Raw genomic sequence first — 26,363 nt, 5'->3', positions numbered from 1 at the left:
CGCGGCGTTCGCCTGGCCGGGCGGTCGGATTGCGAGTGTTCTGAAACTCAGACGCGCAGGACGCGGTCGGTCAGGTTGAGGCGCTGCGCGACGATGGGTTTCAGCGTGGTTGCGAGATCGGGGTCGTCGGCTAGAAGCCGGTCCAGTTCGTCGAGCCGGTTGGTGGCGATGAGCGTGAGTGCATCGAGGCGGGCGGTGCCGTCGGGGCGGCGGGGCAGGGCCGGGACGGTCTGGATGTGCTCGGGCTTTGGTGCGGGGGCCAGTTTGGTGACCTCTGCAGCCGAAAGCGGGGTTTCGACGAAGGCGTAGAGGCCGACGCCCTTGGCCGGCAGGGCGAAGGTGCAAAGGGCGATGTCGGTGATCTGCGGGTGGTCGAGCAGGGCCTTGCGCAGGGCGGGGCCGTCACGCTCCAGCCGGTCCTCGGTGCCTTCGCCGTCGGACCAGTTCATGAGCCGCCTTGTGATGAAATTGTAGAGCCGCTTGCCGGTGGCCATCCAGAGGCGCGAGGGCAGGGATTTCTGCGCGAGCATGCGGTGCTCGGAGGGCGTCAGCAAATGCGGCGCGTAGGCGCGTTTCTGTTTCAGCAGGTGGCGCAGGTCCTCGCGCGCCTGGAGGCGGAAGAGCTTGCCCCGGCGGGCGTGGACCGAGGCGAGTTGGAAGTCGATGACGGCGGCGCGGCCGTCGGGGGTCATCAGCCAGTTCTGGGGTTTGGCGATGTCGTTATGCGCGACCCCGGCGCGGCGCATCTGGCGAAGCAGGCGCTTGGCGTCTCGGTACCATTCCGGGTCGGTGGGCTTGGCGAGTTGGAGGGGCGTACCTTGGGTCCAGCTGCGCAAAAGGCCGACGCGATCGGCGCGGATCAGCGTTGGGCAGCCTTCGATGCCCTGTACGGCGCGGAGGCCGCGGGTTTCCTTGGCGGCCAGCCAGCGCGAGAGGGGACGGGCGTAGAGCGGCACGGTGTCGAGCTTGCGCAGGACGACCGGAAAATCGGGGTGGCCGCCGAGGTGGCCGGAGATGGTTTCCGAGAAGATATCACGCTTATGCACGGTCTCGGGCACGAAGGTGGCCTGCGCGATATCGGGGGTGATTGTCATGTGGGGTGTGTAGAGGGTTTCGTCCTGTGGGGGAAGGTGGGGTGGAACCCCACCCTACAGACGTGTCCAGCGGTCGGGGATGAGGTCGGGGTTGGAGAGCGCGGGCGAGGTGAACCAGGTTTTGGGAGCGACGACGATCTTGTCCGGATTGGCGTTCAGCCAGGCGGCCCACCACGAGAAGGTGGAGTTGGCGATCACGTTGTGAGCGCAGAGGGTTTGCAGGTGCAGGTCGAAATGGCCGGTGGCCTCGTCGTTGAGGTCGACCACCACGGTTTCGAAGCCCAGGGCGAGGTTGTCGCGCGACCAGGCGGGATCGTTGGAGAAGACGAAGCAGGTAGGGCTTCGGCCGGTGGTGTCGGCGATGTGGCGGGCGGCGGCGCGGTAATAGTCGGGCGTCATGGCGGCATAGGCGCCGGTGGCGATGTAATCGCCGCGCCGGACATGGAGGGCGACGGGATTGGCGGCCCCGGCGATGCGCGCGGCCATGTCGGCGTTGGGGCCATCGAGCGGAGTGGTGAAGGTGAGGTCGGCGCGTATTTGCTCGGCGATGTCGGTGAAATAACGTTCGGACTGCCAGTAGCCGTGCAGGTAAACATTCGGCGTCAATTCCAGTAATCCCGGATCGAAGCCCAGCGTTTTCTCGCGGTAGATTTTCGGCGACGTGCCGAAGGCGCGCCAGAGGCCATAGCGCAGCCAGCCATCGGACTTGGCCGGCGGCAGGGGCCCTTGCCGGGTAAAGCGGGCATCGGCGTAATGCGTGAAGCAGTCGCCGCGGTCGGCGGAGCCGGCGACGTAGCGGTTGTCGACCTGCAAGTCGCAGCAGAGCTTGTCGGCCAGCGCCCGGGCGGCCGCATACTGGAACATCTGGTTGCCGGCGCCACCGAAGAGGCGGGTGATGATGCGGTCAGTCGTCATGGGCATCCTTCGGCGCAAAACCGCCCCTGGCGGGCGCGGCGCTGCGGCGTGAGAGGCGCGCGACTGCGGCGCGGTAGCGGGTGCGGTGCAACGCGCGCACGAGCTTTTCCGTCCAGGGCTTGTCGCCGGCCTGGATGGTGGAGCCGTCGAGCTCTTCCCCGATATCGGCAAGGCCCGAGGGGTAGATCATCGCGGGGCGCAGACCAGTGTGCCAGTGCGATTGAATGAGTGTGTCCACGGGGCGGTCGAACGGGTTGGACAGCGCCAGCAGGTGCGCGGCTGCGGCGCGGCTGACCATCTGGCCGGTGGTGCGCAGCCCGGCCTGTTGCGGCACCACGAGGCGGCAGTCACCGGACGTGTCGACGAGGCGCGACGGGCCCTTGGGGGCGCGGGTCTGGAACTGGATATAGCCGAGCTTGTCGATATGGGTACTGGCAAGGTTGAGTGCAGCCTCGAACGTGTCGGGGGCGATCTCGGCGTCGTCCTCGAGGATCAGGGCGGCGCCGGCGTCGCGCATCTGAAGCTCGGCCCAGATCTGGCGGTGCGACAGGGTGCAGCCGATCTCGCCCGCCTTGAGGGGGAACGGGTAACCTGGCTCGAAGAGCGCGGCTCCGACGCTGGCCGACAGATCGGTGGCGGACATGGCCGAGCCGTCGACGGCAGGCCAGATCTGGCCTTTCATGCCGCCGATCTCGCGGGCGTCGGCCAGAAGCGCCTGCGCGTTGTCCCGCCGGGCCGAAGCCCGGACGAGGTGCAACACGAAGACGTGGACCTCCATGCGCCTCAGGCGCCTTCGGTCCAGCCGGAAACCGCCTTGACCTCGAGGAAGTCCTCGAGCCCCCATTTGCCGCCTTCGCGGCCGTTGCCGGACTGTTTCATGCCGCCGAAGGGCGAACCGAGGCCGCGGCTTTGGCCGTTCATTTCCACCATGCCCGAGCGCAGGGCGCGGGCGCAGCGGTTGGCGCGCGCGGGGTCCTGGGTCTGGACGTAGTTCGTGAGGCCATAGGGCGTGTCATTGGCGATGCGGATGCCGTCCTCTTCGGTCTCGAAGGGGATGATCGACAGGACCGGGCCGAAGATTTCCTCGCGCGCGATGGTCATGTCGTTGGTGACGTCGGCGAAGATCGTCGGCTTGACGAAAAAGCCGCGGTTGAGGCCGTCGGGGCGGCCGGTGCCGCCGGCCACGAGGCGCGCGCCTTCGTCGATGCCCTTCTGGATCAGGTCCTGGATCTTGTTGAACTGGGTCTCGTTCACCACGGGGCCCATGTGGCGGCCTTCCTCGGACGCCGGGCCGACGGTGACCTTGCCCGCCGTTTCGGCGGCGGTTTCGACGGCCTGGTCGTAGATCTCGCGCTGCACGAGCATGCGGGTCGGCGCGTTGCAGGACTGGCCGGTGTTGTTCATGCAATGCAGGACGCCGCGCTTGACGGCCTTGTCGTCGGCATCGGCGAAGATCAGGTTGGCACCCTTGCCGCCCAGTTCCAGCGAAACCCGCTTGAGCGTGTCGGCGGCGTTCTTGGAGATGAGCCGCCCGGCGCGCGACGAGCCGGTGAAGGAGACCATGTCGACGTCCGCGTGACCGGTGAGCGCCGTGCCCGCGCCCGCACCGTCGCCGTTGACGAGGTTGAAGACACCCTTGGGAAAGCCCGCCTCGTCGATCATCTCGGCAAAGAGCAGGGCCGAGAGGGGCGATTCCTCGGACGGTTTCAGGATCATGGTGCAGCCCGCCAGCAGACCGGCGATGACCTTGAGCGAGATCTGGTTCATCGGCCAGTTCCACGGCGTGATCATGGTGACGACGCCCACGGCCTCGTGAATGATGCGGTCGTCGGGGGCGTGATCGCCGAGGGGTTCAATCCAGTCGAATTCCGACGCGGCCTTGAGGATGGCCTTCATGTGCGACGCGCCGGCGCCGACCTGCTGGGCGCGGGCGAGGTCGATGGGCGCGCCCATTTCCAAGCTGATGGCCCGGGCCATGTCCTCGGAGCGGGTTTTGTAGATCTCGCGCAGTTTCTCGACCAGGGCCATGCGTTCGGACACCGGGGTGGCCATCCAGCCGGGGAAGGCGGATTTGGCGGCGGCGACGGCGGCATCGCAATCAGCCTCGCCGGCCAATGAAATCACCGCGCAGGGGTCTTCGGTCGAGGGGTCGATGACGTGGTGATCGGTGCCCGCGACAGGGTCGACCCAGGCGCCGTCGATGTAGAACTGTTTCTTCTCGATCATTGCTTTTCCTTTCGGACCGGGCATTTCCGCCGGTCAATTGCCGCGCAGATGACCATAGGGGGCGGGATGCCGCAAGAGGTGGGTGTTGTTTTCGCCGCCGCCTTCCTATGTTGATGGCGAAGAGCCGTTTTTCAACACGAAGGAGATGCCTCATGGCACTGCGGATCAACGACACCATTCCCGACCTGAAAGTGACCACCGACCAGGGCGAGTTCAGCCTGCATGACTGGATCGGCGACAGCTGGGCGATCCTGTTCTCGCATCCCAAGGATTTCACGCCGGTCTGCACCACCGAGTTCGGCGCCGTCGCGCGGTTGACCGACGAGTGGGAGAAACGCGGCACGAAGGTGATCGGCGTCAGCGTCGACGGTGTGGAGGATCACAAGAAATGGAAGGGCGACATCGAGACCGCCGGCGGCGCGAAGGCGGGCTTTCCGATCATTGCCGATGACGGGCTGGAGGTGTCCAAGGCCTTCGACATGCTGCCCGCCGAGGCCTACCTGCCCGATGGCCGCACGCCCGCTGACAGCGCCACGGTGCGCTCGGTCTTCATTATCGGGCCGGACAAGCAGCTGAAGCTGACGATGACCTATCCGATGACGGTGGGCCGCAATTTCGGCGAAGTTCTGCGGGCGCTCGATGCGTTGCAGACCAGCGCCGGGCAGGGCGTGGCGACGCCCGCCGACTGGACCGTGGGGCAGGACGTGGTGATCCCGACCTCGGTCAGCGACGAGGACGCCAAGGCCAAGTTCGGGGAGTTCAACACGGTGCTGCCGTATCTGCGGATGGCGAAGCTGCCGGGTTGATCCGGCCGGGCGCTACTAAAATGTGCGGCTGCGCCGCGCAGGATATTGGGTCGGAGGGGCGCTGCCCCTCCGATCGAAACCGGGGTTTCGACCTCCTCCCCGGGATATTTCCGGCCAGAGGAAGAAGCTGCGGGGGTTAGTCAGGTCAGCGCGTGAAGCTTTGAGCACCCTCGGGCTGGGCGATGCCCGAGCGCACGTCGCGGCGCAGGCGCAGGCCGCAGCGTTCGATCATCCGGCAGGAGGCAAGGTTGGTGGTGCGCGCGAATTGCTGCACCCGCTCGGCGCCGAGATCGTCCACCGCCGCGCGCAGGGCAAGGGCATTGACCCGGACGCCGATGCCGCGTTTGCGCTGATCCTCGTGCACCGCCACGAGCCCGGCCCAGGCGGTGGCGTGATGCGGGCCATGGGCGTTGTAGGGAAAGTAGGCAAAGGCGGTGGCAGCGATGGCGCCGTCTGCCGGGTCGGTGAGCACGGCGAGCGCGGCAGGCCCCGTCTGACCCGAGAGCACCTGCGCAGGGTAGGGCGCGATGCCGCAGCGGGCGATGAAATCCTGCACCTTTTCGAAGAACGCGAAATCGTCGGGACCGGATGGCGCGGCCGGCACCAGATCGTCCCGCGCCTGGCCGAGCGCGTCGTCGCAGGCGGCGCGGATACTGTCGCGCGGGCCGTCGAACACGTCCCACCAGCTTATGGTGCAGCCGATCTCGGCCAGGCGGCTCTCGATGTCAGGGCAGTCTTCCGTCGGGGTCATGCGGAACGTGATCGCGCCCTGGTCGCGCAGGATTTGCTCGATCCTGTCCCAGCCGAAGTGGTCGGGGTCGTCCGTGCCGGCCATGCGGGCGGCGAAAACCGCGCCGGGTGTGTCGCGCAGCCTGTCCGCTGCCGCCAGTGTCGCCGCCTGCAACTTTTGTTGGGCCGCGCTGCCGTAAAGGCCGTTCATGTTGCCGGTCATGTGGTCCCTTTCGCCCATTGCCGGGATCACATTAGCATGGAACGGGCAGATCGGTACCGACTTGCGCTGTGCGCCTCGGCGGTTGCCCGGCCTGTCGGTTATGGACAGGGCCCGGATTTTGGGCGACATAGCCGGGCATGGCGAAGCGAGACCCTTTCGAGATCGGCGGGCAGGTGGTGAAGCCCGGCGCCCGTATGACGGTGGACGTGCCGGTAAGCACGCTGTCGGACCACACGCCGGTGAGCCTGGCGGTGCACGTGATCCACGGGCGACGGCCCGGGCCGGTTCTGTTCGTGTCGGCGGCGATCCATGGCGACGAGGTGATCGGCGTGGAGATCGTGCGGCGGTTGTTGCGAGCCGCGCCGTTGAAGGGGATGGCGGGCACGCTGCTGGCAGTGCCGATCGTCAACGGGTTCGGGTTTCACAATCATTCCCGCTATCTGCCCGATCGGCGCGACCTGAACCGCTGTTTCCCGGGAGGCGCGGAAGGCAGCATGGCGTCAAGGCTGGCGCATATCTTCATGGAAGAGGTGGTGCGGCGCGCGGATGTGGGGATCGACCTGCATTCGGCGGCGATCCACCGGACGAACCTGCCGCAGATCCGCCTGACGCCGGGAAACGAGCGGCTGAAATCGCTGGGAGAGGCGTTTGGCGCGCCGGTGATGATGGCCTCGAAGCTGCGCGAGGGCAGCTTGCGGCTGGCGGCCGAGGAGGAGGGCGTCGACGTCCTGCTTTACGAGGGGGGCGAGGCGCTGCGGTTCGACGAACTGGCGGTGCGGGCCGGGGTGAGCGGCTGTCTGCGGGTGATGCGGCGGCTGGGCATGATCGGGTCCAAGGGCGTGCCGAAGCGGCGCAGCGTGCCGGTGGTGGCCAATACCTCGCACTGGTACCGGGCGCCGGTGGGCGGCGTTTTCCGCGGCTACAAGGCGATCGGCGACGCGGTGGAGCCGGGCACGGTGCTGGGTGCGGTCAGCGACCCGATGGGACAGACTGACCGGGAGGTGGTCTGCGCGGAGGTGGGCATCGTGATCGGGCGGTCGAACATGCCGGCGGTCTACGAGGGCGAGGCGCTATTCCACATCGCCGAGACCCCTCGGGCCGAACATGCCGCGGAGGGCGCGGCGGCGTATATGGACGCCGCGCCGCTTTACGACGAGGACGAGATCATCTGATTGGCTGGCTCAGGTCGTGTGCTCGCGGTTCTGGGGCAGCAGGAAGATCGAGGTGGCCAGCAGGCTGAACACGAGTTCGTAGACCTCCCATTTGCGCGAAACGTCGATGGCGGCGATCACGAGGCTGGCGGCGATGGCGAGCACGGCGTGACGGGTGCCGGGGACCGGGGCCGCGATGCGATCGGCGGTGCGCTTGATCCAGCCGACCCGCGGGTAGAGCAAGGGCAGGACGGCGAGGTAGACCAGCAGGATCAGCGTCAGAATCGGGCCGAAGAGCGTCTTGGCGAGGTGGAAATCGCCCCACGGGGTGGGCACGATCAGGTTGTGCAGGTTGGTTTCCTGTTGCTTGTTGATCTGCTGGAAGGTCTCGCCGGTTTCCCAGCCGAAGATGCGCTGGCCCCAGGAAATCTCCTCGCCCGCGGCGAAGAAGAAGAGCAGGGCGTAGAACAGGGTGCAGGCGAAGGCGAGCACTGCGCCGCGGGCTTTGAGAGAGCGGGCGTTTCCGATCAGCACGAAGCTGGCGAACAACAGGAAGATCGCGGTGCCGTATTCGACGAAGCCGTCCTCGCGCGCATAGGTGAGCGAGAAATAATCGGTGCTGTAGACGTAGACGCCGACGGTCAGCACCAGAACGGCAACGACGATGCCGAGGATCAGTTTGTCGAGTAGCCGGAGAGTGGATAGTGTCATGGTACGCCTCGTGCCACATCTTTTCGGCGGGCATAGGCGAGGTGCGGCGCGGCATCAAGCGCAAAGCCTGCCCGCATGGCGGAGACCCGCCCGGATCAGGTATTGACCCGCTCTGGCCCTCCGGTGCTCATGGACGTGCCGATATAGGGCTTCCTGGCCTCTTTCCACGCGCCGAAGCCGCCCTCCATGTGGGCGATGCGGTCGATGCCGGCCTCGATCGCGGCGCGGGCCATCTTTTCGGATCGCAGGCCGGAGCCACAGTGCAGGACGATGCGTTTGTCGGACTGGCCGGGCAGCTTGTTGGCGTCGAAGAAGGGCATGGGGAAGAGCATGGCGCCCTCGATATGCTGGAAGGCGTATTCGGGAATGGTGCGGACGTCGATCAGGACGATTTCGTTCGCGGCGAAGGCGTCGGCGACCTCGTCGATGCTCCAGGTTTCAAACGTGGCGGCGCCGATGGTTTCGGATTTCATGGGATGGCCTTTCATGGGCTTGGCGTTTGAGGGAAAACCACGGGGTTACCGCACGGGTTCCCGCGGCGTGGTTGTCGTTTGAATGCCGGGACTGACCGGATCGTAGGAAAAGCTCTGTCGGAAGCTTTGGATGATGCAGTCGGACCTAGCAGAATCGTGCGAGGCCATGCTAGGTATAGCGGTATGAACGAAATCAGCCCCAATATAAGCCAGGAGCGGCCTGTCATCCGGCAGCTTGAGGAAACGGCGATCAACCGGATCGCGGCCGGTGAGGTGGTGGAGCGCCCGGCCTCGGCGGTCAAGGAACTGGTGGAGAATGCGCTGGATGCAGGCGCGCGGCGGATCGAGGTGGATATTGCCGATGGGGGCAAGACCCTGATCCGCGTACGGGATGATGGCTGCGGAATGACGGAAGCGGACCTGCCGCTGGCACTGAGCCGGCACGCGACGTCGAAGATCGACGGGTCGGACCTTTTGAACATCCATTCCTTCGGGTTCCGGGGCGAGGCGCTGCCCAGCCTGGGGGCGGTCGGGCGGCTGACGATCACCAGCCGGGCGCACGGCTTTGACGGGGTCGAGATTTCCGTCGCGGGTGGTGGTATCGGCGCGGTGAAGCCCGCGGCGCTGAACCGGGGCACGGTGGTGGAGTTGCGGGACCTTTTCTACGCCACGCCCGCGCGGCTGAAATTCATGCGAACCGACCGGGCCGAGGCGCAGGCGGTGGGCGACGTGATCAAGCGGCTGGCGATGGCCGAACCCTTCGTCAGTTTCACCCTGCGCGACGTGAGCGAGGGGCGCGAGCCGCGCACGGTGTTTCGCGCCGATGCAGAGACTGGCGATCTGTTCGATGCGCTGCACGGGCGGTTGAGCCAGGTTTTGGGTCGGGAGTTCGCCGAGAACGCGCTGCGCATCGAGGCCGAGCGCGAGGGGGTCGCGATGACGGGCTATGCCGCGTTGCCGACCTATTCGCGGGGGTCGAGCGTGGCGCAGTACCTGTTCGTCAACGGGCGGCCGGTGCGGGACAAGATGCTCTATGGCGCGCTGCGGGCGGCGTATCACGATTTTCTCAGCCGCGATCGGCATCCGGCGGCGGCGCTGTTCCTGGAATGTGAGCCGAAGCTGGTGGACGTGAACGTGCACCCGGCGAAATCCGAAGTGCGGTTCCGTGACCCCGGCGTGGCGCGGGGCTTGCTGGTGTCGGGGCTGCGTCATGCGCTGGCGGAGGCTGGGCACCGGGCGTCGACCACCGTGGCGGGGGCGACTCTGGGGGCGATGCGGCCCGAGCCGGTGCCTCAGGTGGGCGGCGCACGGGTGTACCAGATGGACCGGCCCGGGGCGTCGGCGCGTACGGCAAGCTACCGGATGCAGGCGCCGGAGGCGGGCTTTGCCGAGATGCAGGGCGCGTGGTCCGGGCGGGTGGAGCCGGACGTGGTGGAGACCGCCGAAGACGCCGTGGCGCCGCAATCGCTGCCGCTTGGGGCGGCGCGGGCGCAGGTGCACGAGAATTACATCGTGGCCCAGACCGAGACCGGGATGGTGATCGTGGATCAGCATGCGGCGCATGAGCGGCTGGTTTACGAGAAGCTGAAGCGGCAGATGGCAGAGAACGGCGTGGCCAGCCAGGCGCTGTTGATCCCCGAGATCGTGGAGTTGAGTAGCGGTGAGGCGGGGTTGCTGCTGGACATGGCCGAGGAGCTGGCGCGGCTGGGGCTGGTGATCGAGGCGTTCGGGCCGGGCAGCATTGCTGTGCGCGAGACGCCGGCGATCCTGGGGCCCTGTGACGCGGGCAGGATGCTGCGCGACGTGCTGGACGAGCTGGCCGATATGGGCGAAGCGCTGCACGTTCAGTCGAAGATCGAGGCGATCCTGAGCCGGGTGGCCTGCCACGGCTCTATCCGGTCGGGGCGGCGGATGAGCGGGGAAGAGATGAATGCGCTTCTGCGCGAGATGGAGGCGACGCCGCATTCCGGGCAATGCAACCATGGGCGGCCCACTTACGTGGAGCTGAAACTGAGCGATATAGAGCGGCTGTTCGGACGGACATGATTACGATTGGCGAGACGACTTACGCGTTGGACGATCCGCTGGTGATGGCGGCATTGGCGGCGGGCGCCGTGGTGCTGTTGATCCTGCTGCTGGTGATACTCGCGCTCAGGGCCGCGGCGCGGACGGCGCGGGCGACGGAGCCGTTGGCGCAGCAGTTGGGGCACCTGGGGCAGAACGTGCAGAGCCTGGCCAACGGGCAGGAGGGGCTGCGCAGTTCGATCCAGATGGTCAGCGACACGGCGACCAGCGGGCAGACCCAGCTGGCGCAGATGGTGGAACAGCGGCTGGCGGGCGTGCAACAGCAGATGCAGGACCGGCTGGCGGACAACGCGATGCGCAGCCAGCGGGCGCTGACCGAGATGCAGGAGCGGATGCGCGAAACGCTGCATGGCTCGTCCAAGCAGACGGCGACCAGCCTGACGGCATTGCAGGAGCGGTTGAGCGCCATCGACAAGGCGCAGGACAATATCACCAAGCTGTCGGGCGATGTGTTGACGCTACAGGACATCCTGTCGAACAAGCAGACGCGCGGGGCCTTTGGCGAGATCCAGTTGACCGACATCGTCAGCAAGGCGATGCCGTCGGACAGCTATTCGTTGCAGGCGACTTTGTCGAACGGGCGGCGGGCGGATTGCCTCATTCACCTGCCGAACCCGCCGGGGCCGATTGCGATCGACAGCAAGTTCCCGCTGGAGGCCTATGAAGCACTGCGCAATGCCAAGAGCGACTACGAGGTGAACGAGGCGGCGAAGTTCCTGCGCACCTCGGTGAAGAAGCACATCAGGGATATTTCCGACAAGTATATCCTGGATGGCGAGACGGCGGATGGCGCGCTGATGTTCCTGCCGTCCGAGGCGGTCTATGCCGAGCTGCACGCGAATTTCCCGGAACTGGTGCGCGAGGGGTTCGCCGCGAGGGTCTGGATCGTGTCACCCACCACCTGCATGGCCACGCTGAACACGATGCGCGCGATCCTGAAGGACGCGCGGATGCGCGAACAGGCGGGGGCCATACGCAAGATGCTGGGGCAGCTGCACCGCGACGTCGAACTTGTGCTGGAACGCGCGGGCAAGCTGGAGACGCATTTCGACCAGGCGCGGCGGGACGTCGAGGGGATTTCAACCGCGGCCGAGCGTGCGGGCAAGCGCGCGGCGAAGCTGGACAATTTCGACTTCGAGGAGCTGGCGCCGGACGAGCCGGTGAACGTGGTGAAGCTGGGCAAGGACGGCTAGTCGGGGTTATGGCTGGCAGCGAAAGCCGGGAACGAGCTCATAGCTGCCACACTCACAAAGCGCCTGCGCGGAACAAGGGCGAAGCCCGCCGCGCATCGCCGAGCCGTCCCCCGGCACGGCGATTTCGCCGGTGAAGTGCCACGCTCTCAGGTTGGATGTGCTTTGCAGGCATAAACTGCCCATCACAATCGTCGGTTCGCCGTACCACGGCCCGTCGATGTGCGTCTCCTCACCGTCAGAACAGAACGTCCGCTAAGTCCCACCCAGCGGACCTACATCGTCTCCAGGCAGTGGCGGCGGAAGGCGCGTTTGAGCATGTCAAGCTCTTCGCGCAGGAGCGTCACCTCGGCGCGGATGTCGTAGGCCAGCGCATCGCCCGAGACGATGGAGAAGCTGCCCAGGGCCGCGCCGGTTCCGGTGTCGGAAATCAGGAAGGTCTGCACCCCATCGGCGATGCGGTCGGCCGGGATGGGGACGCGCAGGACCCAGGCCTGTTCTTCGGGTTTCTCGATCACCTCGACCCCGGCGATGGTGTCTTGCAGGTGCGTCACCGACACGTCCGGGCGGCGGTCGCCGGCGCCGGTGATGACCCCTTCCCAGACGCCTTCGAAGAGGCGCGTCTTGGTCAATGTCAGTTCTTGCATGGGGGCCTCCTAGAATTCCGCGCGGGGCCGGCGGCTGAAGGTGAGGTCGCGCAGGATGACCTGGCTCATCTGCGGGTTCTCGAAAATCAGGTCGACCCAGGCCCGTTCGATCCGCTTTTCGTTCAGCTTGGAATAGGCGAGGTCGAATTCGACCATGATATCCTCTTCGTGCAGCGGCAATTCGCGCACGATCTGTTCGGTGTTCGGGCCGTGCTTGATGTTCAGCCGGGCGAAGATTTCCAGCGGTTTTTCCATCTCGACGATGGTGTCCATGCGGATGAGGTGGCGGGACTGCAACCCGCTCACTGCTGCCGCGGGCAGGTCGAGCACGAGGGACAGGAAGGAGCCGTCGAAGCTGAACACATCCATGCGCAGGCCGAAAGGCGCAAGATCGGCCTCGCGCGTGTTGCGCAACTGGCGCAGCGACAGCTCGGAATGCTGACAGTCGTGAAACAGCGTCAGCTCGTGGCCCAACTGCGTCTTGCTGAGGACCGAGGATTGCCCCGGTACGGCCAGCGGTTCGCGCCAGATCGCGGGACGCCAGGACCAGTCGGTGCCATGCGGTTTGGGAAAGGCGTGGGAGCCGATCATGGGGAGAGCGAGGCGATTGTCGGCGTGGCTGATCAACTCGTTCAGGTGATAGCGCAGTTTGCGCGCCTCGGAGCGTTCGGCGCGAAGTTGTTCCAGCGTCATCGACGTGGCCTCGCGCGCGATTTGCCGCCATCGCCGCAGGTCGCGCCGATGGGCCAGCCAATCCAGTCCTGAACGTTTCAGCCCCATTGTCGTGGATCGTTTCCGGTTGGTTTCGCCGCACTCTGCCCCTGAGACATTGTCATAGCATTAAGCAGAGTTTGGAAACAATGCATTGATTGCCTTGGGTTACTGCGCGCTGGCGGCCCGCAGGGTCTGGGCGAGGTCGGTGATGAAGCCCCGGCCTGCCGCTCCGGCAAGGCGGCTGCCGGCCGGGGCGTAGACCGCGAGGCTGACGAAATGGTCGTTGATGACCATGCCGCCGCGCCAGTAGCGCGGGTCGCCGCCGGGCAGGGCCAGTTCGCCGCCCGCGTCGAGATGCACCAGCGCGAGACCGTCGGAATCTATCGCGGCCAGCGGCTTTTTCGGGGCGGCGCTGGCGGCGATGGTGGCGGCCGTGGGCTGGGCGCGGCCCGGCTGCCGGTCGGCCACGTTGACCACGATCAGGGCCAGGGGCACGGTGACGCCGGGTTCGCCGCTGAGCGACTCGCAGCTGCCGAGAAAGACGAGGCGGTTGGAGGGCTGGCGCCGGGTGTTGTCGGCGTCGACGCAATAGCCGCGCGGGCCGCGCACCACGACAGCGCCGTCATAGAGCGACAGCGCCCTGACCACGTTGGATGCGTCGGAGGTGCCCCCCACATCATCGCAGGCGGCCAGCGGCCAGAGCAGGGCCGCCAGCCAGATTGTTCGGAGCGCGCGCACGGGACGGCTCAGAGGTCTGCGTAGACGTGACGCTCGGCCTTGGCGCCCGGATGGGTGACGGCGCCCTTGTAGGTTTCGCCCACGAGCTGGGCGTATTTCCAGAGCGCGCCGGAGGCGTAGATCGTCTCGCGCGGGCCGGGCCAGTCTTTCTTGCGGGCCTCCAGTTCGGCGTCGCTGAGATCGACGGAAAGCTCGCCCTTGATCGCGTCGATGGTGATAATGTCGCCATTTTTCAGCATTGCGATGGGGCCGCAATGGGCGGCCTCGGGGCCCACGTGCCCCACGCAGAAGCCGCGTGTCGCGCCCGAGAAGCGGCCGTCGGTGATGAGCGCGACCTTCTTGCCCATGCCTTGCCCCGAGAGCGCGGCGGTGGTGGCCAGCATCTCGCGCATGCCGGGGCCGCCTGCGGGGCCTTCGTTGCGGATGACGATCACCTCGCCTTCTTCGTATTCGCGCTTTTGCACGGCGGCAAACGCGTCTTCCTCGCATTCGAAGACGCGGGCGGGGCCGGTGAAGACCTGATGCTCGGGCGCGATGCCCGCCACCTTCACGATGGCGCCTTGCGGCGCGATGTTGCCCTTGAGGCCGACGACGCCGCCGGTCTTGGTGAGGGGCGCGTCGATGGAGTAGATGACCTTGCCGTCGGCCTCGCGTTCGATGCGGTCGAGTTCTTCGCCGATGGAGCGCCCGGTGGCGGTCATGCAATCCTCGTGGATGAGGCCCGCCTTGCGCAGTTCCTTCATCACCACGGGAATGCCGCCCGCGTCGTAGAGATCCTTGGCCACGTATTGCCCGCCCGGTTTCAGGTCGACGAAGTAGGGCGTGTCGCGGAAGATCTCGCAGACATCGTCGAGGTAGAACTCGATCCCGGCCTCATGCGCGATGGCGGGCAGGTGAAGCCCGGCGTTGGTGGAGCCGCCGGTACAAGCGACGACGCGCGCGGCGTTTTCCATGGACTTGCGGGTGACCACGTCGCGGGCGCGGATGTTTTTTTCCAGCAGATCCATGACAGCGCGGCCCGACGCCTCGGCATACTGGTCGCGGGATTCATAAGGTGCGGGCATGCCGGAGGAGTTCATCAGGGCAAGGCCGATCGCCTCGGACACGCAGGCCATGGTGTTGGCGGTGAACTGGCCGCCGCAGGCGCCCGCCGAGGGGCAGGCGACGCGTTCGAGCGCGTCGAGCGCCTTGTCGGACATGGTGCCGTTCTGGTTCCAGCCCACGGCCTCGAACATGTCCTGCACGGTCAGGTCGCGGGTGCGGAATTCCTCGGGGATCTCGTCGATCTGGGGGGCCTTGCCCGGCAGGATCGAGCCGCCGTAGATGAAGACCGACGGCACGTTGAGGCGGACCATGGCCATCATCATGCCGGGCAGGGACTTGTCACAGCCCGCAAGGCCCACGATGGCGTCATAGCAATGGCCGCGCATGGTAAGCTCGACGGTGTCGGCGATGGCTTCGCGGGAGGCGAGCGAGGAGCGCATCCCCTCGTGGCCCATGGCGATGCCGTCGGTGACGGTGATGGTGGTGAACTCGCGGGGGGAGCCCTTGGCCTCTTTCACGCCGCCCTTGACGGCCTGTGCCTGGCGGTTGAGGGCGATGTTGCAAGGCGCGGCCTCGTTCCAGCAGGTGGCGACGCCGACGAGAGGCTGGTGGATCTCCTCTTCGGTCATGCCCATCGCGTAGTAATACGAGCGATGCGGTGCGCGCGCGGGCCCTTCGGTCACGTGGCGACTGGGCAGTTTGCTTTTGTCGAATTTGGTCATCTGGGCCTCCCCTGAAATCGTTGGATCCGGTCTAGGCCAGAGCCGCGACGGGGGCAAGCTTTCGCGCAGGCAAAGTTCAGCGTGGCGGGGTTGCCATGGCGGCCACGGGGGCGTGGCGATGGCAAGTGATGATGTGGTCGTTGACCATGCCCACGGCCTGCATGAAGGCATAGACGATGGTGGGGCCGCAGAACTTGAAGCCGCGTTTCTTCAAATCTTTCGAAATTGCGCGGGATATTTCGGTCTCGGTGGGGACCTCGGCAAGGTTGGCCCAGCGGTTCTGCAAGGGCGCGCCGCCCGTCCAGGACCACAGGTAGGTGTCAAAGCCCTGTTCGGCCTCGATCGTCTGCCAGGCGCGGGCGTTGGCGATGGTGGCCTCGATCTTGCCGCGGTGGCGGATGATGCCGGGATCGCCCAGAAGACGCTGCACGTCATCCTCGCCCCAGGTGGCGATGAGATTCGGGTCAAACCCTTGGAAAGCTTCACGAAAGTTGTCGCGCTTCTTCAGGATGGTGATCCAGTTGAGACCGGCCTGGAAGCCGTCGAGGATGAGCTTTTCCCACAGCGCGCGGCTGTCCCACTCGGGTACGCCCCATTCGGTGTCGTGATAGTCCTCGTAGATGGGATCGGTGCCGACCCAGCCGCATCTTTCCATGGTTCACGCCCCCGGTTTCGTCTGTAGCGGACAGTATGACTCAAATGCCCGGTTTAACAATTCCTTAGCTTGCGTGGCGCTTATTGGGCGGCTGTGGAGTACGGAGAGTTTCATGGGTGACAAGAGATTGAAGTGGGCGAATGTCCCGTCGGGGCATGACAACCCCCTGGCCTATGCGGTGTCGGGGCGGGACCAGTCGGTGATCGGGATGGTCGAGGCGGCGGTGCGGCACGGCCACGTGATGCTGGCCTACCAGGCCGTGGTGCCGTCGGGGCGGCAGGACAGGCCGGCCTTTTACGAGGGGCTGGTGCGGGTGCTGGATGAAACCGGACGGATCATTCCGGCGCGGGAGTTCATTCATGTCATCGAGACCATGGAGACGGGCCGGATCGTCGATTGCCTGTCGTTGGAAAAGGGAATCCGCACCTTGCGCGAGCATCCCGATATCCGCCTGTCGATCAACATGTCGGCCCGGTCGATCGGCTATCCGCGCTGGATGCGCACGCTGAAGCGCGGGTTGGGCCACGACCCGACCCTGGGCGAGCGCCTGATTCTGGAGATCACGGAAAGCTCTGCCATGCTGGTGCCGGAACTGGTGGTGAACTTCATGGCCAGCCTGCAAAAGAAAGGTATCAGTTTCGCGCTGGACGATTTCGGTGCCGGGTTCACCTCGTTCCGGTACCTGAGGGATTTCTACTTCGACATCCTCAAGATCGACGGGCAGTTCATCCGCGGGATCGCCGACAACCCGGACAACCAGGTGTTGACGCGGGCGCTGATCTCGATTGCCGAGCAGTTCGACATGGTGACCGTCGCCGAAAGCGTGGAGCGCCCCAACGACGCCGTCTTTTTGCACAACATCGGCATGGATTGTCTTCAGGGCTACTATTTCGGCGCACCCACGGTGCAGCCGCCATGGCTGGAAACTGCCCAGGAAGCGGTGATCGCCTGACCTGTGACAACGGCTACAGTTGCCGCGCTGCGGCGACTGCGGTACACCCTGCGCAATGCGGGGAATCCGGGGCCTGCACGTGATGTGCAGGCCTGCGATCCTCGGCCAGCAAGAATTGGTGGAGGACACTATGACCAACGTTGTTATCGCCTCGGCAGCACGGACCGCTGTCGGCTCTTTTTCCGGCGCTTTTGCCAACACCCCGGCGCATGACCTTGGCGCGGCCGTTCTGGAAGCCATCGTCGAGCGCGCAGGCATCGACAAATCCGAGGTTTCCGAAACCATCCTCGGCCAGGTTCTGACGGCGGCGCAGGGCCAGAACCCCGCACGCCAGGCGCATGTGAATGCCGGCCTGCCGATCGAAAGCGCGGCCTGGGGCATCAACCAGGTCTGCGGCTCGGGCTTGCGGGCCGTGGCGCTGGGCGCGCAGCACATCCAGCTGGGCGATGCCGATGTGGTGGCCGCCGGCGGACAGGAGAACATGACCCTGAGCCCCCACGCCGCGCATCTGCGCTCGGGCCACAAGATGGGCGACATGAAATACATCGACACGATGATCCGCGACGGGCTGTGGGACGCGTTCAACGGCTATCACATGGGCCAGACCGCCGAGAACGTCGCCGACAAGTGGCAGATCACGCGCGACCAGCAGGACGAGTTCGCCGTCGCCAGCCAGAACAAGGCCGAGGCGGCACAGAAGGCGGGCAAGTTCGATGACGAGGTGATCCCGTTCACCGTCAAGACCCGCAAGGGCGAGACGGTCGTGGACAAGGACGAATACATCCGCCACGGCGCCACGATGGAAGCGATGCAGAAACTGCGCCCCGCCTTCACGCAGGACGGCTCGGTCACAGCGGCCAACGCCTCGGGCCTGAATGACGGTGCGGCCGCCGTGCTGTTGATGAGCGCCGAGAATGCCGAGAAGCGCGGGATCGAGCCGCTGGCGCGGATCGCGTCCTATGCGACTGCCGGTCTGGACCCGTCGATCATGGGCGTGGGCCCGATCCATGCCAGCCGCAAGGCGCTGGAAAAGGCGGGCTGGAGCGTCGACGACCTGGAGCTGGTGGAAGCCAACGAGGCCTTTGCTGCGCAAGCCTGTGCGGTGAACAAGGACATGGGCTGGGACCCGTCGATCGTGAACGTGAACGGCGGCGCGATTGCCATCGGCCACCCGATCGGCGCCTCGGGCTGCCGTGTGCTGAACACCCTGCTGTTCGAGATGAAGCGCCGCGACGCCAAGAAGGGCCTTGCCACGCTGTGCATCGGCGGCGGAATGGGCGTGGCCATGTGCATAGAGCGGCCCTAAGATGCTGATTTAAAAATAGGAAGCAGGCCCCGTGGGGCCTGTTTTTCTGTCCAGGCCTACGGATGATCCTTGATGAAGCTGCCCGACAATCCCCCTCAGATCGTGTTTTCCGGCGGTGGGTTGCGGTGTTTCTGGCAGGGCGGGTTCATCACCCGGCTGGAACAGGAGCGCAAGTTCACGCCCGAGCGCGTGACCGGGGTCAGCGGCGGGGCCTTGGCCGGTGCCGCATGGATCGCCGGGATCGAGCGGCGGCTGCTGGACGAGATGTGCGATGCGTTCGAGAAACGGGATCACAATCTCGATCTGTTCGCCGCAGATGAGGAGGGCATCACGCCGCATCAGCGGATCTATTGCGACGTAGTGGAAACGGTGCTGGACAAGGCAGCCTGCGCACGGGTCGCGGACGGCCCGGCCTTTCAGATCCAGATCGCGCATCCGCCTTCGACGGGCAATCCAACGATGACGGGCACCGCGCTGGCCGCGGCCTACGAGGCGGAGTTGCACGTGAAGGGCAGCCCACATTTCGACTGGGCCGAGAAGATGGGCCTGGCGGCGCAGCTGGTGGATGCGAACCAGGCGGCGCGGGACGGCCGGCTGGTGGAACTGGTGAACGCGGCGGCGGTGATTCCGCCGGTGTTCGAGCCGCCGCTTTGGGGTGACCGGCGCGTGGTTGACGGCGGCATGGCCGACCAGGCACCCCTGCCCGAGCCTGATGAGGGCGAAACGCTGGTGCTGCTGACGCGGCAGTACCGCAAGCTGCCCGATGTGCCGGGGCGGGTCTATGTCTGGCCATCCGAGGAGACGCCGGCCGACAAGATCGACTTTACCGATCCGCAGAAGCTGCGCGAGACCTGGTCACTGGGGCAACAAGACGCGGAGGCGTATCTGAATGGCGGATGAGTGCCGCGCGACAAAAAGAATTGCGCAACAATGTTGCGATTTGTGCGTGAGATGAGTAGCAAAGTTTCCAAGCAACCCAACACTGAACAGAAAGACTGGAGGATTCCCATGGCGAGAGTTGCCCTTGTGACCGGCGGTAGCCGCGGTATCGGCGAAGCCATTTCGAAGAAACTGAAGGCGGAAGGTTACGAAGTGGCCGCCACCTATGCGGGCAACGACGAGGCCGCGGCGAAGTTCACCGATGAGACCGGCATCAAGACCTACAAGTGGAACGTGGCCGATTACGACGCGTCCAAGGCCGGGATCGAGACGGTCGAGGCCGAGTTGGGGCCGATCGACGTGGTGGTGGCGAATGCCGGCATCACCCGTGACGCGCCGTTCCACAAGATGACGCCGGACCAGTGGAAGGACGTGATCGACACCAACCTGACGGGCGTGTTCAACACCGTGCACCCGGTTTGGCCCGGGATGCGCGAGCGCAAGTTCGGACGCGTGATCGTTATCAGCTCGATCAACGGTCAGAAAGGCCAGTTCGCGCAGGTGAACTATGCCGCGACCAAGGCGGGCGACCTTGGCATCGTGAAGTCGCTGGCACAGGAAGGGGCGCGGGCGGGAATTACCGCGAACGCGGTCTGCCCCGGCTATATCGCCACGGAAATGGTGATGGCGGTGCCGGAAAAGGTGCGCGAATCGATCATCGGCCAGATCCCGGCGGGCCGCCTGGGCGAGCCTGAAGAGATCGCGCGCTGCGTGGCCTTCCTGGCGTCGGACGATGCGGGGTTCATCAACGGCTCGACGATCTCGGCCAACGGGGCGCAGTTCTTCGTCTGAAGTGCGCTGAAATTATCGAATGCGAAAGGGCCGGTCAGGGGAACCGGCCCTTTCTGTTTCCAGAGACCTGCAACGATCACCTGGAAGAAGGCTTGCGGGCGAGCCAGCCGAAGACTTCACCGAAAAAACGGCTGCGCTGGTAGTGTGCGGCGCGGTAAGCGTCGCGGGTCTTTGCATCAGAGGCGGTCTCGATCATGGCCGTACCTTTCAGGTAAACTTGACTGGGTTCAACATGAGCCTTTTCAGTGCAGGCGACAAACGAGACTTTTCACGTCTTCGGTTAAGTTATACTTTATTGACATGAGTGATCGCCTGCCCCCTCTTACCGCCTTGCGCGCCTTCGAGGCCGCGGCGCGGCACATGTCGTTCCAGAAGGCCGCGGCGGAGTTGAACGTGACGCCGGCCGCCCTGTCTTTTCAGATAAAGTCGCTGGAAGAGCATCTGGGGGCGCCGCTGTTCCGGCGGCTGAACCGGGCGGTGGAGTTAACGCAGGCAGGCGAAACGCTGGCGCCGGGGTGCCGCGACGGATTCTCGGCGCTGTCGGCGGCCTGGGCGGCGACACGGCGGGAACTGGACGGCAGCACGTTGACGGTGACGGCGGGGCCGGCCTTTACCGCCAAGTGGATGGCGCCGCGGCTGTATGAATTCGCGCAAGCGCATCCAGAGATCGAGCTGCGATTCTCGGCGTCGCTGCGGCTGATGGATTTCGACCGCGACCAGGTGGATGTAGCGATCCGGTTCGGCCAGGGGCCGGACAAGGGACTGTATTCGCTGCCGCTGGCCGAAGAATGGGTAACGCCGGTTATGACGCCCGCGCTGGCCGAGCGATATCCGACGCCAGAAAGCCTGCGCGAGGCGGTGCTGATCGTGGACCAGTCGATCGATTTCCTGGACCCGCCGACGGATTGGGCGGCGTGGTTCCGGGCGGTTGGCGTCGACCCGGTAGAGCCGCATGGCCCGAGGTTCTCGCAAGGCGATCACGCTATGGATGCTGCGCTGGCCGGGGTGGGCGTGGTTTTGGGGCGCCGGGCGCTGGTCATCAAGGACGTGATGGAAGGGCGGTTGGTGGCCCCCTATGGCAAGGCAATCAGCGGCGGCGCGGAATTCAGGTTCGTCTGCCGCAAGGGTGCGGAAGACAAGCCTCAGATCAAGGCGTTCCGCGACTGGATGCTGGCCGAAACCGCCAAGGGGTTCGAGACCACGGCCAGATTGGAGTTGATCCCGCTGAGGCCAGCGTGATCACGAGATGCGCCGCGAGGGCGCATCCCGATCAGACTTTGCGTGACATGTTAATGGGAAAGTCGTTCGATTTCTTCTTTCAGCCGGAGTTTCCGTTTCTTCATGCTTGAGATTTCGAGGTCTGGTGTGCCCGGGGCACGCTGTGCCGCTTCGACCTGTTCCGAGAGAGCCTGGTGTTTCTTTTTCAGTTCCTCGACGTGCGAACTCAAAGCCATGAATGCGTCTCCTCTTTCTGATGTGCACGGGATAGTGCAGCACAAAACATGTAATCTGTCACGCTGCGTACGCAAAATCGGGTGGCGGGATTTAGCTACAACTTGCCTAAATCAGTCCGGGAAAGGCATTTCCCCGCCGTCGCGCAGGATGCAAGCCGTTGCCGGTGTGTAGTTTTCGCAATCGTTAACGTGGTGCTGCCCATTATGCAGGCACCAGCCGTCATGCAGCCGAAATGCGGCCCGTCCACCGCGCCGTCCGCGCAGAAGGACCAGTCGCGCGGGGCGTCCGGGGCGGGGAATCAGTGGCAGAAGCTGGAGGCTGCCGAGGTGGTCTGCGGCGTGGGACAGAAGCTCTGGCAGACGCTCGGCGCGCTGGATGAAGGTGGTGGTGCCCTTGGGCCGGGTGCGTTTCGCCGCGGCGGCCACCCAGGCGGCGAGGGGGGTATCCTCACCCATGGCGCCTTCGCGGCCCGGATCGGTGGCGGCGGTGCTGGTGGCGCGGTCGAAATAGGGCGGGTTGGCGAAGACGTGGTGAAACTGGCGGTCGCGCAGGGTGCGCGGCATGTCCAACAGATCGCCCTCGACCACCTCGAAGGGCAGGTCGTTCGCCGCGCCGTTCGCCCTGGCGAGGTCGGCATAGGCGGGCTGACGTTCCAGACCCGTCAGGTGGAGCCCGGATACGCGCCGGGCCAGACAGAGCCCTGCGACGCCGACACCGCAGCCGAGGTCGAGCACGGTGTCGCCCGGCTTGGCAGGAATGCTGGCGGCCAGCAGGACCGGGTCGATCCCGGCGCGATAGCCGGTCCGGGGCTGCAGGATCTTCAGCCGGCCGCCGAGAAAATCGTCGCAGGTGGTGTCACGCGTCACGAGAGCGGCTCGACCTCTATCCCGTTGTCTTCAAGGGTCTGGCGAGCGGGAAGGTAATCTTCCTCTCCTACCATCAGGCGGCGCGGGAAGATCCCGATGCCGCCTTCGAGGATGCTCATGTTTACGTCCAATTCAAAGCAGTCTATATCCTCGCCCTGAAGCAGGGCCTTGGCAAACGCCATCACGGTCGGGTCGGTGGTGCTGAGAAGATGCTTCATGGGGATGACTTAAGGACACCGGACGCGCATTGTCGAGCCTGAGTGACGGGAGTTTGATGGGACTGGACCACGCCGCAACCAAACCGCACGAGGAGCTGGCCTCGCACTTGCAAGGCAAGCTGGACGAGGTGAACATCCTGATCCGTGAGCGGATGGCGTCGCGCCATGCGCCGCGTATCCCGGAAGTGACGGCGCATCTGGTCGAGGCGGGCGGCAAGCGGCTGCGCCCGATGTTGACGCTGGCGGCGGCGGACCTGTGCGGATACAGCGGCGGCGATGACGTGAAGCTGGCCGCGACGGTGGAGTTCATCCATACCGCGACGCTGTTGCACGACGACGTGGTGGACGAAAGCGCGCAGCGGCGCGGTCGGCCGACGGCGAACCTGCTGTTCGACAACAAGTCCAGCGTGCTGACCGGGGATTACCTGTTCGCGCGTGCCTTCCAGTTGATGGTGGAAACCGGGTCGCTGACGGTGCTGGACATCCTGTCGAACGCAGCGGCGACGATTGCCGAGGGCGAAGTGCTGCAACTGACCGCGTCGCGCAGCCTGAAGACGGACGAGGATGTCTACCTGCAGATCGTGCGCGGCAAGACCGCGGCGCTGTTTTCGGCCGCGACCGAGGTGGGCGGCGTGATCGCGGGCGTGTCCGATGACCAGGTGCAGGCGCTTTTCGATTATGGCGATGCGCTGGGCATCGCGTTTCAGATCGTCGACGACCTGCTGGACTACCAGGGCGATACCAGGGCCACGGGCAAGAACGTGGGCGACGATTTCCGCGAGCGCAAGCTGACCCTGCCGGTGATCAAGGCGGTGGCGCTGGCCGACGAGAGCGAGCGGGCCTTCTGGGCGCGGACCATCGAGAAGGGCGACCAGCGCGACGGCGACCTGGACGAGGCGCTGCGGCTGCTGAACCATCACGGCACGCTGGAGGCGACGCGCGCCGATGCGCTGGAATGGACGGCAAAGGCCAACGCGGCGATGGAGCAATTGCCCGAGCACCCGGTGCGGGACATGCTGCTGGCGCTGTCGGATTACGTGGTGGCACGGATCCGCTAGGCCGCGCCCTCAGGGATGCGCATTGAGGCGGGTGGCGGTGACCCACCAGCCCGGATTTTCCTCTTTCAGGCGGCCCATCGCGGCGCGAGCGGTTTCCTCGCCGGTGTAAAGGCCGAAACAGCTGCTGCCCGAGCCGGTCATGCGGGCCATGCGGCAGCCCGCCGTGACGCTGAGCGCGCCCAGCACCTGCGAGATGACGGGCGTCTGCCCGATGGCCGCATATTCCAGATCGTTGCGCATTCCGCGAAGCCAGTCGATGAAGTCGATCGCGCTGAGATCGTGAGGTATTTCGGTGGGCATCGCTGTGTTGTTCTTCTGACCGACCGCGGCAAAGACATCGGGCGTGCGCATGGGCACACCGGGATTGATCAGCACCGCGTGAAGGCAGGGCAGGTCATGGGCCGCGGTTATCTTTTCGCCGATCCCCTGCATCCGCGCGGCGCCGTTGCCGAGACAGACGGGCACATCGGCGCCCAGCGACGTGACATCGGTGGGAAGGGGCGTATCGGTCAGGCGCGACAGCACGCGCAGGGTTGCGGCCGCGTCGGACGAGCCGCCGCCCAGACCCGCGGCATGGGGCAGAACCTTGTCGAGCGTGATGTCGGCGCTGATCCCCATCAGCTCGGCGGCCCGCAGCACGAGGTTGTCGCGCCCGTCCGGCACGCCCTTGGCCATCGGGCCGGTGACCGAAAGGTGCGGAGTGTCCGACAGCGTGACCGTCAGGTGATCGCCCACATCGGCAAACATCACCAGCGAATCGAGCAGATGCATGCCGTCGTCGCGCTGCCCGGTGATGTGCAGCGTCAGGTTGATCTTGGCCGGGGCGAAACCCTCAGCCGCCGTCATCCGCAACCTCCAGAGGGGGCGAACCTTCTTCGCGCAGCACCGTGTCGAGGCCGACCTCTAGCTTGCGGCGGATCCGTTCCGGATCGATATCGGGCGAGGGGTTTTCCATGTCCACGAAGGACAGGGCGCGCCGCCACTGGAATTGCGCCTCGATCTCGCGGCCCACGGCCCAGAGTACGTCGCCGAGGTGATCGTTGACCACCGGGTCGACCGGCATCAGTTCGGCGGCACGTTCCATGTGGCCAATGGATTCCTCGTACCGGCCCAGGCGGTACAGGGCCCATCCGAGGCTGTCGACGATATAGCCCGACTCGGGCTGGGCCTCGACGGCGCGCTCGATCATGCCCAGCGCCTCGTCCAGCTTGACCTGTTTCTCGACCAATGAGTAGCCGAGATAGTTCAGGACCTGCGGATGTTCGGGGTTCAGCTCGAGCGCCTTGCGGAAATCGGCCTCTGCCTGCTCCCAGTTGTCTTGCCGTTCGTGGCTGATGGCCCGTGCGTAATAGACGAACCAGTGCTCCGGTTGAGTCTCTCCGAGAAGATCGAGCGCGTCGTCATAGGCCGACACCGCCTGATCGTATTTTTCGGTTTGGCGATAAAGGTCGGCGGCGGCCACGTGAACCAGCGGCAGTTCGGGATGCGAGTCGCGCAGTTGCTCCAGCACTTCGATCGCCGCGTCCATCTTGTCGTCGCGGCGCAGCGATTCAGCGCGGCCCATCTCGGCGGCGGTGAAGGAGGGGTGATCGCGCGGCACGCTCTTGTAGGTCTGGGTGGCCAATTCGTAGCGTTCCAGCGATTCCAGCAATTCCGCGGACATCAGGATCGCGTCGACATGGTCGGGATTGAGATACTGCGCCACGCGGGCATAGAGCAGGGTATAGTCGTCGCCCATGTCGCCAAGCAGGGCCTGACCGATGGAAAAGAACACCTCGGCCACGCCGTCCTTCGGGCCGGAGATCATGTTGAAGGCGACCGGCAGGCCGCTTTCCAGCTCTGAGCGAAGCGCCAGGATCTCGGGATCGGCGGTGGGGCCGAAGGCATCGTCAAGAAGGGCGATGGCCTCGTCGTTGCGCTCCAGCTGGCTGAGCACGACGGCCCAGGCGCGGGTGCCGCGGCGGGTGCGTTGCAGGGGGGCGTCGTCGTTGCCGCCGGCGAATATGGCCTCGGCCGCTTCGAAATCGCCGACGGAGGCGAGCGCCAGCGCCTTGTGATAAAGGGCAAAGTTCTTCAGGCCGCGTTCCTCGGAGACCTCGTCGAAGAGGGCGAGGGCCGCGTCGACATCGCCGCGGGCCAGTTCGGTCCAGGCCATGATCAGCCCGTCGGCCAGCTGGCCCACGCCTTGGCCGGCCTCGATCCGCTCGATCACGGCGTCGTGGTTGCCGGCGGCCACGTCCTCGGCAATGAGGGCCATGAAGGCGACCTGGCTTTGCAGCTCCTGCTCTTCGATCTGGCGGGCGACGGGCACGGCACGGTCGATCTGGCCCAGGGCCATGAAGGCGATGGCGGTGCTTTCCAGGATCACCGGGTTCGCCGCGTCGCGGGTCAGCGCCTGGGTGTAGTACCGGGCGGCCGCATCGAAGTCGTTCTGGTAGCGGGCCTGTCGGGCGGCGAGATAGGCGCCGACATTGATATCTGCCAGAGCGGGCAATGCGATGCCCTGCAAGAGCGCGGCAATTGCGCCTGCGGTCAGGATTTTCACGGGTATGGGCTCCCTGCCTGTGCGGTCGATGATTTGCGCAAAGGTAGTATGAGCCGCCTGCCAACGCAATGAGGGCGGCCAATTTGCCGCCCTCGTTATCCGCGTGATT

General features: G+C 65.6%; 27 protein-coding genes. 10 read left to right on the top strand and 17 right to left on the bottom strand.

Annotation, left to right across the window (positions count from 1 at the left end; genetic code table 11):
• Window positions 1-47: 47 nt before the first annotated feature.
• The 4 genes from RBB31_RS07050 to RBB31_RS07035 are packed head-to-tail and all read right to left on the bottom strand — an operon-like array spanning window position 48 to window position 4,235.
• A complete protein-coding gene (locus RBB31_RS07050; RefSeq protein ID WP_306128562.1) occupies window positions 48-1,094 on the bottom strand; it encodes a serine/threonine protein kinase in 1,047 nt (348 codons plus the stop codon).
• Between the two features lie 54 nt (window positions 1,095-1,148).
• Entirely contained in the window at window positions 1,149-2,009 is an 861-nt protein-coding gene (locus RBB31_RS07045) for an alpha-1,2-fucosyltransferase (RefSeq protein ID WP_306128561.1), read from the bottom strand.
• A complete protein-coding gene (locus RBB31_RS07040) occupies window positions 1,999-2,787 on the bottom strand; it encodes a glycosyltransferase family 25 protein (protein WP_306128560.1) in 789 nt (262 codons plus the stop codon). Before RBB31_RS07040 ends, RBB31_RS07045 begins: the two co-directional genes overlap by 11 nt.
• A gap of 5 nt (window positions 2,788-2,792) precedes the next feature.
• Window positions 2,793-4,235 (bottom strand): aldehyde dehydrogenase family protein, encoded by a 1,443-nt coding sequence (locus RBB31_RS07035; RefSeq protein WP_306128559.1) that lies wholly within the window; start codon window positions 4,233-4,235, stop codon window positions 2,793-2,795.
• Window positions 4,236-4,387: 152 nt separating this feature from the next.
• On the opposite strand from RBB31_RS07035, the gene RBB31_RS07030 reads away from it, so the two are divergent.
• Window positions 4,388-5,041, top strand: a complete 654-nt coding sequence (locus RBB31_RS07030) for a peroxiredoxin (protein ID WP_306128558.1) — start codon at window positions 4,388-4,390, stop codon at window positions 5,039-5,041.
• 145 nt (window positions 5,042-5,186) lie between these two features.
• Here RBB31_RS07030 and RBB31_RS07025 read toward each other — a convergent pair whose 3' ends face one another.
• The gene (locus RBB31_RS07025) at window positions 5,187-6,011 is read right to left on the bottom strand and encodes a GNAT family N-acetyltransferase (RefSeq protein WP_306128557.1); all 825 of its coding nucleotides are present in this window, start codon (window positions 6,009-6,011) and stop codon (window positions 5,187-5,189) included.
• A gap of 119 nt (window positions 6,012-6,130) precedes the next feature.
• Here RBB31_RS07025 and RBB31_RS07020 point away from each other — a divergent pair, with 119 nt between their 5' ends.
• Window positions 6,131-7,165: a succinylglutamate desuccinylase/aspartoacylase family protein gene (locus tag RBB31_RS07020; RefSeq protein WP_306128556.1), complete on the top strand. Its 1,035-nt coding sequence runs from the start codon at window positions 6,131-6,133 to the stop codon at window positions 7,163-7,165.
• Between the two features lie 9 nt (window positions 7,166-7,174).
• On the opposite strand, the gene RBB31_RS07015 is transcribed toward RBB31_RS07020, so the two are convergent.
• Both RBB31_RS07015 and RBB31_RS07010 read right to left on the bottom strand, forming a co-directional pair.
• A complete protein-coding gene (locus RBB31_RS07015) occupies window positions 7,175-7,855 on the bottom strand; it encodes a hypothetical protein (RefSeq protein ID WP_306128555.1) in 681 nt (226 codons plus the stop codon).
• Between the two features lie 95 nt (window positions 7,856-7,950).
• Complete coding sequence (locus RBB31_RS07010) at window positions 7,951-8,328, bottom strand: rhodanese-like domain-containing protein (protein ID WP_306128554.1); 378 nt, start codon at window positions 8,326-8,328, stop codon at window positions 7,951-7,953.
• Between the two features lie 183 nt (window positions 8,329-8,511).
• On the opposite strand from RBB31_RS07010, the gene mutL reads away from it, so the two are divergent.
• Complete coding sequence (gene mutL / locus RBB31_RS07005; RefSeq protein WP_306128553.1) at window positions 8,512-10,374, top strand: DNA mismatch repair endonuclease MutL; 1,863 nt, start codon at window positions 8,512-8,514, stop codon at window positions 10,372-10,374.
• Window positions 10,371-11,606: a DNA recombination protein RmuC gene (locus RBB31_RS07000; RefSeq protein ID WP_306128552.1), complete on the top strand. Its 1,236-nt coding sequence runs from the start codon at window positions 10,371-10,373 to the stop codon at window positions 11,604-11,606. Before mutL ends, RBB31_RS07000 begins: the two co-directional genes overlap by 4 nt.
• A gap of 272 nt (window positions 11,607-11,878) precedes the next feature.
• Here RBB31_RS07000 and RBB31_RS06995 read toward each other — a convergent pair whose 3' ends face one another.
• From RBB31_RS06995 to RBB31_RS06975, 5 genes are all read right to left on the bottom strand, one after another.
• Window positions 11,879-12,250 carry a hypothetical protein gene (locus tag RBB31_RS06995; RefSeq protein WP_306128551.1) on the bottom strand — a complete coding sequence of 124 codons (372 nt, stop codon included), beginning with the start codon at window positions 12,248-12,250 and terminating at the stop codon, window positions 11,879-11,881.
• A 9-nt stretch (window positions 12,251-12,259) separates the two neighbouring features.
• A complete protein-coding gene (locus RBB31_RS06990; RefSeq protein ID WP_306128550.1) occupies window positions 12,260-13,030 on the bottom strand; it encodes a DUF6478 family protein in 771 nt (256 codons plus the stop codon).
• 99 nt (window positions 13,031-13,129) lie between these two features.
• Window positions 13,130-13,702 (bottom strand): hypothetical protein, encoded by a 573-nt coding sequence (locus tag RBB31_RS06985; protein WP_306128549.1) that lies wholly within the window; start codon window positions 13,700-13,702, stop codon window positions 13,130-13,132.
• An 8-nt stretch (window positions 13,703-13,710) separates the two neighbouring features.
• Window positions 13,711-15,468 carry a dihydroxy-acid dehydratase gene (gene ilvD, locus RBB31_RS06980; RefSeq protein WP_306128548.1) on the bottom strand — a complete coding sequence of 586 codons (1,758 nt, stop codon included), beginning with the start codon at window positions 15,466-15,468 and terminating at the stop codon, window positions 13,711-13,713.
• A 76-nt stretch (window positions 15,469-15,544) separates the two neighbouring features.
• Window positions 15,545-16,123: a DNA-3-methyladenine glycosylase I gene (locus tag RBB31_RS06975; RefSeq protein WP_306128547.1), complete on the bottom strand. Its 579-nt coding sequence runs from the start codon at window positions 16,121-16,123 to the stop codon at window positions 15,545-15,547.
• 112 nt (window positions 16,124-16,235) lie between these two features.
• On the opposite strand from RBB31_RS06975, the gene RBB31_RS06970 reads away from it, so the two are divergent.
• From RBB31_RS06970 to RBB31_RS06950, 5 genes are all read left to right on the top strand, one after another.
• Entirely contained in the window at window positions 16,236-17,075 is an 840-nt protein-coding gene (locus tag RBB31_RS06970) for an EAL domain-containing protein (protein ID WP_306128546.1), read from the top strand.
• Between the two features lie 130 nt (window positions 17,076-17,205).
• Window positions 17,206-18,381, top strand: a complete 1,176-nt coding sequence (locus tag RBB31_RS06965) for an acetyl-CoA C-acetyltransferase (protein WP_306128545.1) — start codon at window positions 17,206-17,208, stop codon at window positions 18,379-18,381.
• Window positions 18,382-18,450: 69 nt separating this feature from the next.
• Window positions 18,451-19,281 (top strand): patatin-like phospholipase family protein, encoded by an 831-nt coding sequence (locus RBB31_RS06960; RefSeq protein ID WP_306128544.1) that lies wholly within the window; start codon window positions 18,451-18,453, stop codon window positions 19,279-19,281.
• Window positions 19,282-19,389: 108 nt separating this feature from the next.
• Window positions 19,390-20,112 carry an acetoacetyl-CoA reductase gene (gene phbB, locus RBB31_RS06955; protein WP_306128543.1) on the top strand — a complete coding sequence of 241 codons (723 nt, stop codon included), beginning with the start codon at window positions 19,390-19,392 and terminating at the stop codon, window positions 20,110-20,112.
• 300 nt (window positions 20,113-20,412) lie between these two features.
• Window positions 20,413-21,351 (top strand): transcriptional regulator GcvA, encoded by a 939-nt coding sequence (locus RBB31_RS06950; protein ID WP_306128541.1) that lies wholly within the window; start codon window positions 20,413-20,415, stop codon window positions 21,349-21,351.
• Window positions 21,352-21,401: 50 nt separating this feature from the next.
• Here the strand turns inward: RBB31_RS06950 and RBB31_RS06945 are convergent, their stop codons facing one another.
• From RBB31_RS06945 to RBB31_RS06935, 3 genes are all read right to left on the bottom strand, one after another.
• Window positions 21,402-21,566 (bottom strand): YdcH family protein, encoded by a 165-nt coding sequence (locus RBB31_RS06945; protein WP_306128540.1) that lies wholly within the window; start codon window positions 21,564-21,566, stop codon window positions 21,402-21,404.
• Between the two features lie 111 nt (window positions 21,567-21,677).
• Entirely contained in the window at window positions 21,678-22,433 is a 756-nt protein-coding gene (locus RBB31_RS06940) for a tRNA1(Val) (adenine(37)-N6)-methyltransferase (protein ID WP_306128539.1), read from the bottom strand.
• Entirely contained in the window at window positions 22,430-22,651 is a 222-nt protein-coding gene (locus RBB31_RS06935; protein ID WP_306128538.1) for a DUF2007 domain-containing protein, read from the bottom strand. Before RBB31_RS06935 ends, RBB31_RS06940 begins: the two co-directional genes overlap by 4 nt.
• 56 nt (window positions 22,652-22,707) lie before the next feature.
• Between RBB31_RS06935 and RBB31_RS06930 the strand changes: the two genes are divergently transcribed.
• Window positions 22,708-23,709, top strand: a complete 1,002-nt coding sequence (locus RBB31_RS06930; RefSeq protein WP_306128537.1) for a polyprenyl synthetase family protein — start codon at window positions 22,708-22,710, stop codon at window positions 23,707-23,709.
• A gap of 9 nt (window positions 23,710-23,718) precedes the next feature.
• Here RBB31_RS06930 and RBB31_RS06925 read toward each other — a convergent pair whose 3' ends face one another.
• A complete protein-coding gene (locus RBB31_RS06925) occupies window positions 23,719-24,555 on the bottom strand; it encodes a 4-(cytidine 5'-diphospho)-2-C-methyl-D-erythritol kinase (protein ID WP_306128536.1) in 837 nt (278 codons plus the stop codon).
• Window positions 24,542-26,254, bottom strand: coding sequence for a tetratricopeptide repeat protein (locus tag RBB31_RS06920; protein ID WP_371931301.1), 1,713 nt, complete (start codon window positions 26,252-26,254; stop codon window positions 24,542-24,544). The genes RBB31_RS06925 and RBB31_RS06920 overlap by 14 nt, the downstream gene beginning before the upstream one ends.
• Window positions 26,255-26,363: the final 109 nt, after the last annotated feature.

Origin of the sequence: Roseovarius sp. MMSF_3350, assembly GCF_030733425.1 — a bacterium.
Lineage (GTDB): Bacteria > Pseudomonadota > Alphaproteobacteria > Rhodobacterales > Rhodobacteraceae > Roseovarius.
Note: the sequence above shows the minus strand (reverse complement) of the source record. Positions and strands in the feature narration are given on the sequence as shown.

Coding starts and splice junctions, on each gene's coding strand:
- RBB31_RS06945 (WP_306128540.1), bottom strand. CDS start 21,566: ATGGCTTTGAGTTCGCACGTCGAGGAACTGAAAAAGAAACACCAGGCT.
- RBB31_RS07040 (WP_306128560.1), bottom strand. CDS start 2,787: ATGGAGGTCCACGTCTTCGTGTTGCACCTCGTCCGGGCTTCGGCCCGG.
- RBB31_RS06950 (WP_306128541.1), top strand. CDS start 20,413: ATGAGTGATCGCCTGCCCCCTCTTACCGCCTTGCGCGCCTTCGAGGCC.
- RBB31_RS07045 (WP_306128561.1), bottom strand. CDS start 2,009: ATGACGACTGACCGCATCATCACCCGCCTCTTCGGTGGCGCCGGCAAC.
- RBB31_RS07015 (WP_306128555.1), bottom strand. CDS start 7,855: ATGACACTATCCACTCTCCGGCTACTCGACAAACTGATCCTCGGCATC.
- RBB31_RS07025 (WP_306128557.1), bottom strand. CDS start 6,011: ATGGGCGAAAGGGACCACATGACCGGCAACATGAACGGCCTTTACGGC.
- phbB (WP_306128543.1), top strand. CDS start 19,390: ATGGCGAGAGTTGCCCTTGTGACCGGCGGTAGCCGCGGTATCGGCGAA.
- mutL (WP_306128553.1), top strand. CDS start 8,512: ATGAACGAAATCAGCCCCAATATAAGCCAGGAGCGGCCTGTCATCCGG.
- RBB31_RS07020 (WP_306128556.1), top strand. CDS start 6,131: ATGGCGAAGCGAGACCCTTTCGAGATCGGCGGGCAGGTGGTGAAGCCC.
- RBB31_RS06935 (WP_306128538.1), bottom strand. CDS start 22,651: ATGAAGCATCTTCTCAGCACCACCGACCCGACCGTGATGGCGTTTGCC.
- RBB31_RS06990 (WP_306128550.1), bottom strand. CDS start 13,030: ATGGGGCTGAAACGTTCAGGACTGGATTGGCTGGCCCATCGGCGCGAC.
- RBB31_RS07030 (WP_306128558.1), top strand. CDS start 4,388: ATGGCACTGCGGATCAACGACACCATTCCCGACCTGAAAGTGACCACC.
- RBB31_RS07010 (WP_306128554.1), bottom strand. CDS start 8,328: ATGAAATCCGAAACCATCGGCGCCGCCACGTTTGAAACCTGGAGCATC.
- RBB31_RS07035 (WP_306128559.1), bottom strand. CDS start 4,235: ATGATCGAGAAGAAACAGTTCTACATCGACGGCGCCTGGGTCGACCCT.
- RBB31_RS07050 (WP_306128562.1), bottom strand. CDS start 1,094: ATGACAATCACCCCCGATATCGCGCAGGCCACCTTCGTGCCCGAGACC.
- RBB31_RS06995 (WP_306128551.1), bottom strand. CDS start 12,250: ATGCAAGAACTGACATTGACCAAGACGCGCCTCTTCGAAGGCGTCTGG.
- RBB31_RS07000 (WP_306128552.1), top strand. CDS start 10,371: ATGATTACGATTGGCGAGACGACTTACGCGTTGGACGATCCGCTGGTG.
- ilvD (WP_306128548.1), bottom strand. CDS start 15,468: ATGACCAAATTCGACAAAAGCAAACTGCCCAGTCGCCACGTGACCGAA.
- RBB31_RS06970 (WP_306128546.1), top strand. CDS start 16,236: ATGGGTGACAAGAGATTGAAGTGGGCGAATGTCCCGTCGGGGCATGAC.
- RBB31_RS06925 (WP_306128536.1), bottom strand. CDS start 24,555: ATGACGGCGGCTGAGGGTTTCGCCCCGGCCAAGATCAACCTGACGCTG.
- RBB31_RS06975 (WP_306128547.1), bottom strand. CDS start 16,123: ATGGAAAGATGCGGCTGGGTCGGCACCGATCCCATCTACGAGGACTAT.
- RBB31_RS06930 (WP_306128537.1), top strand. CDS start 22,708: ATGGGACTGGACCACGCCGCAACCAAACCGCACGAGGAGCTGGCCTCG.
- RBB31_RS06965 (WP_306128545.1), top strand. CDS start 17,206: ATGACCAACGTTGTTATCGCCTCGGCAGCACGGACCGCTGTCGGCTCT.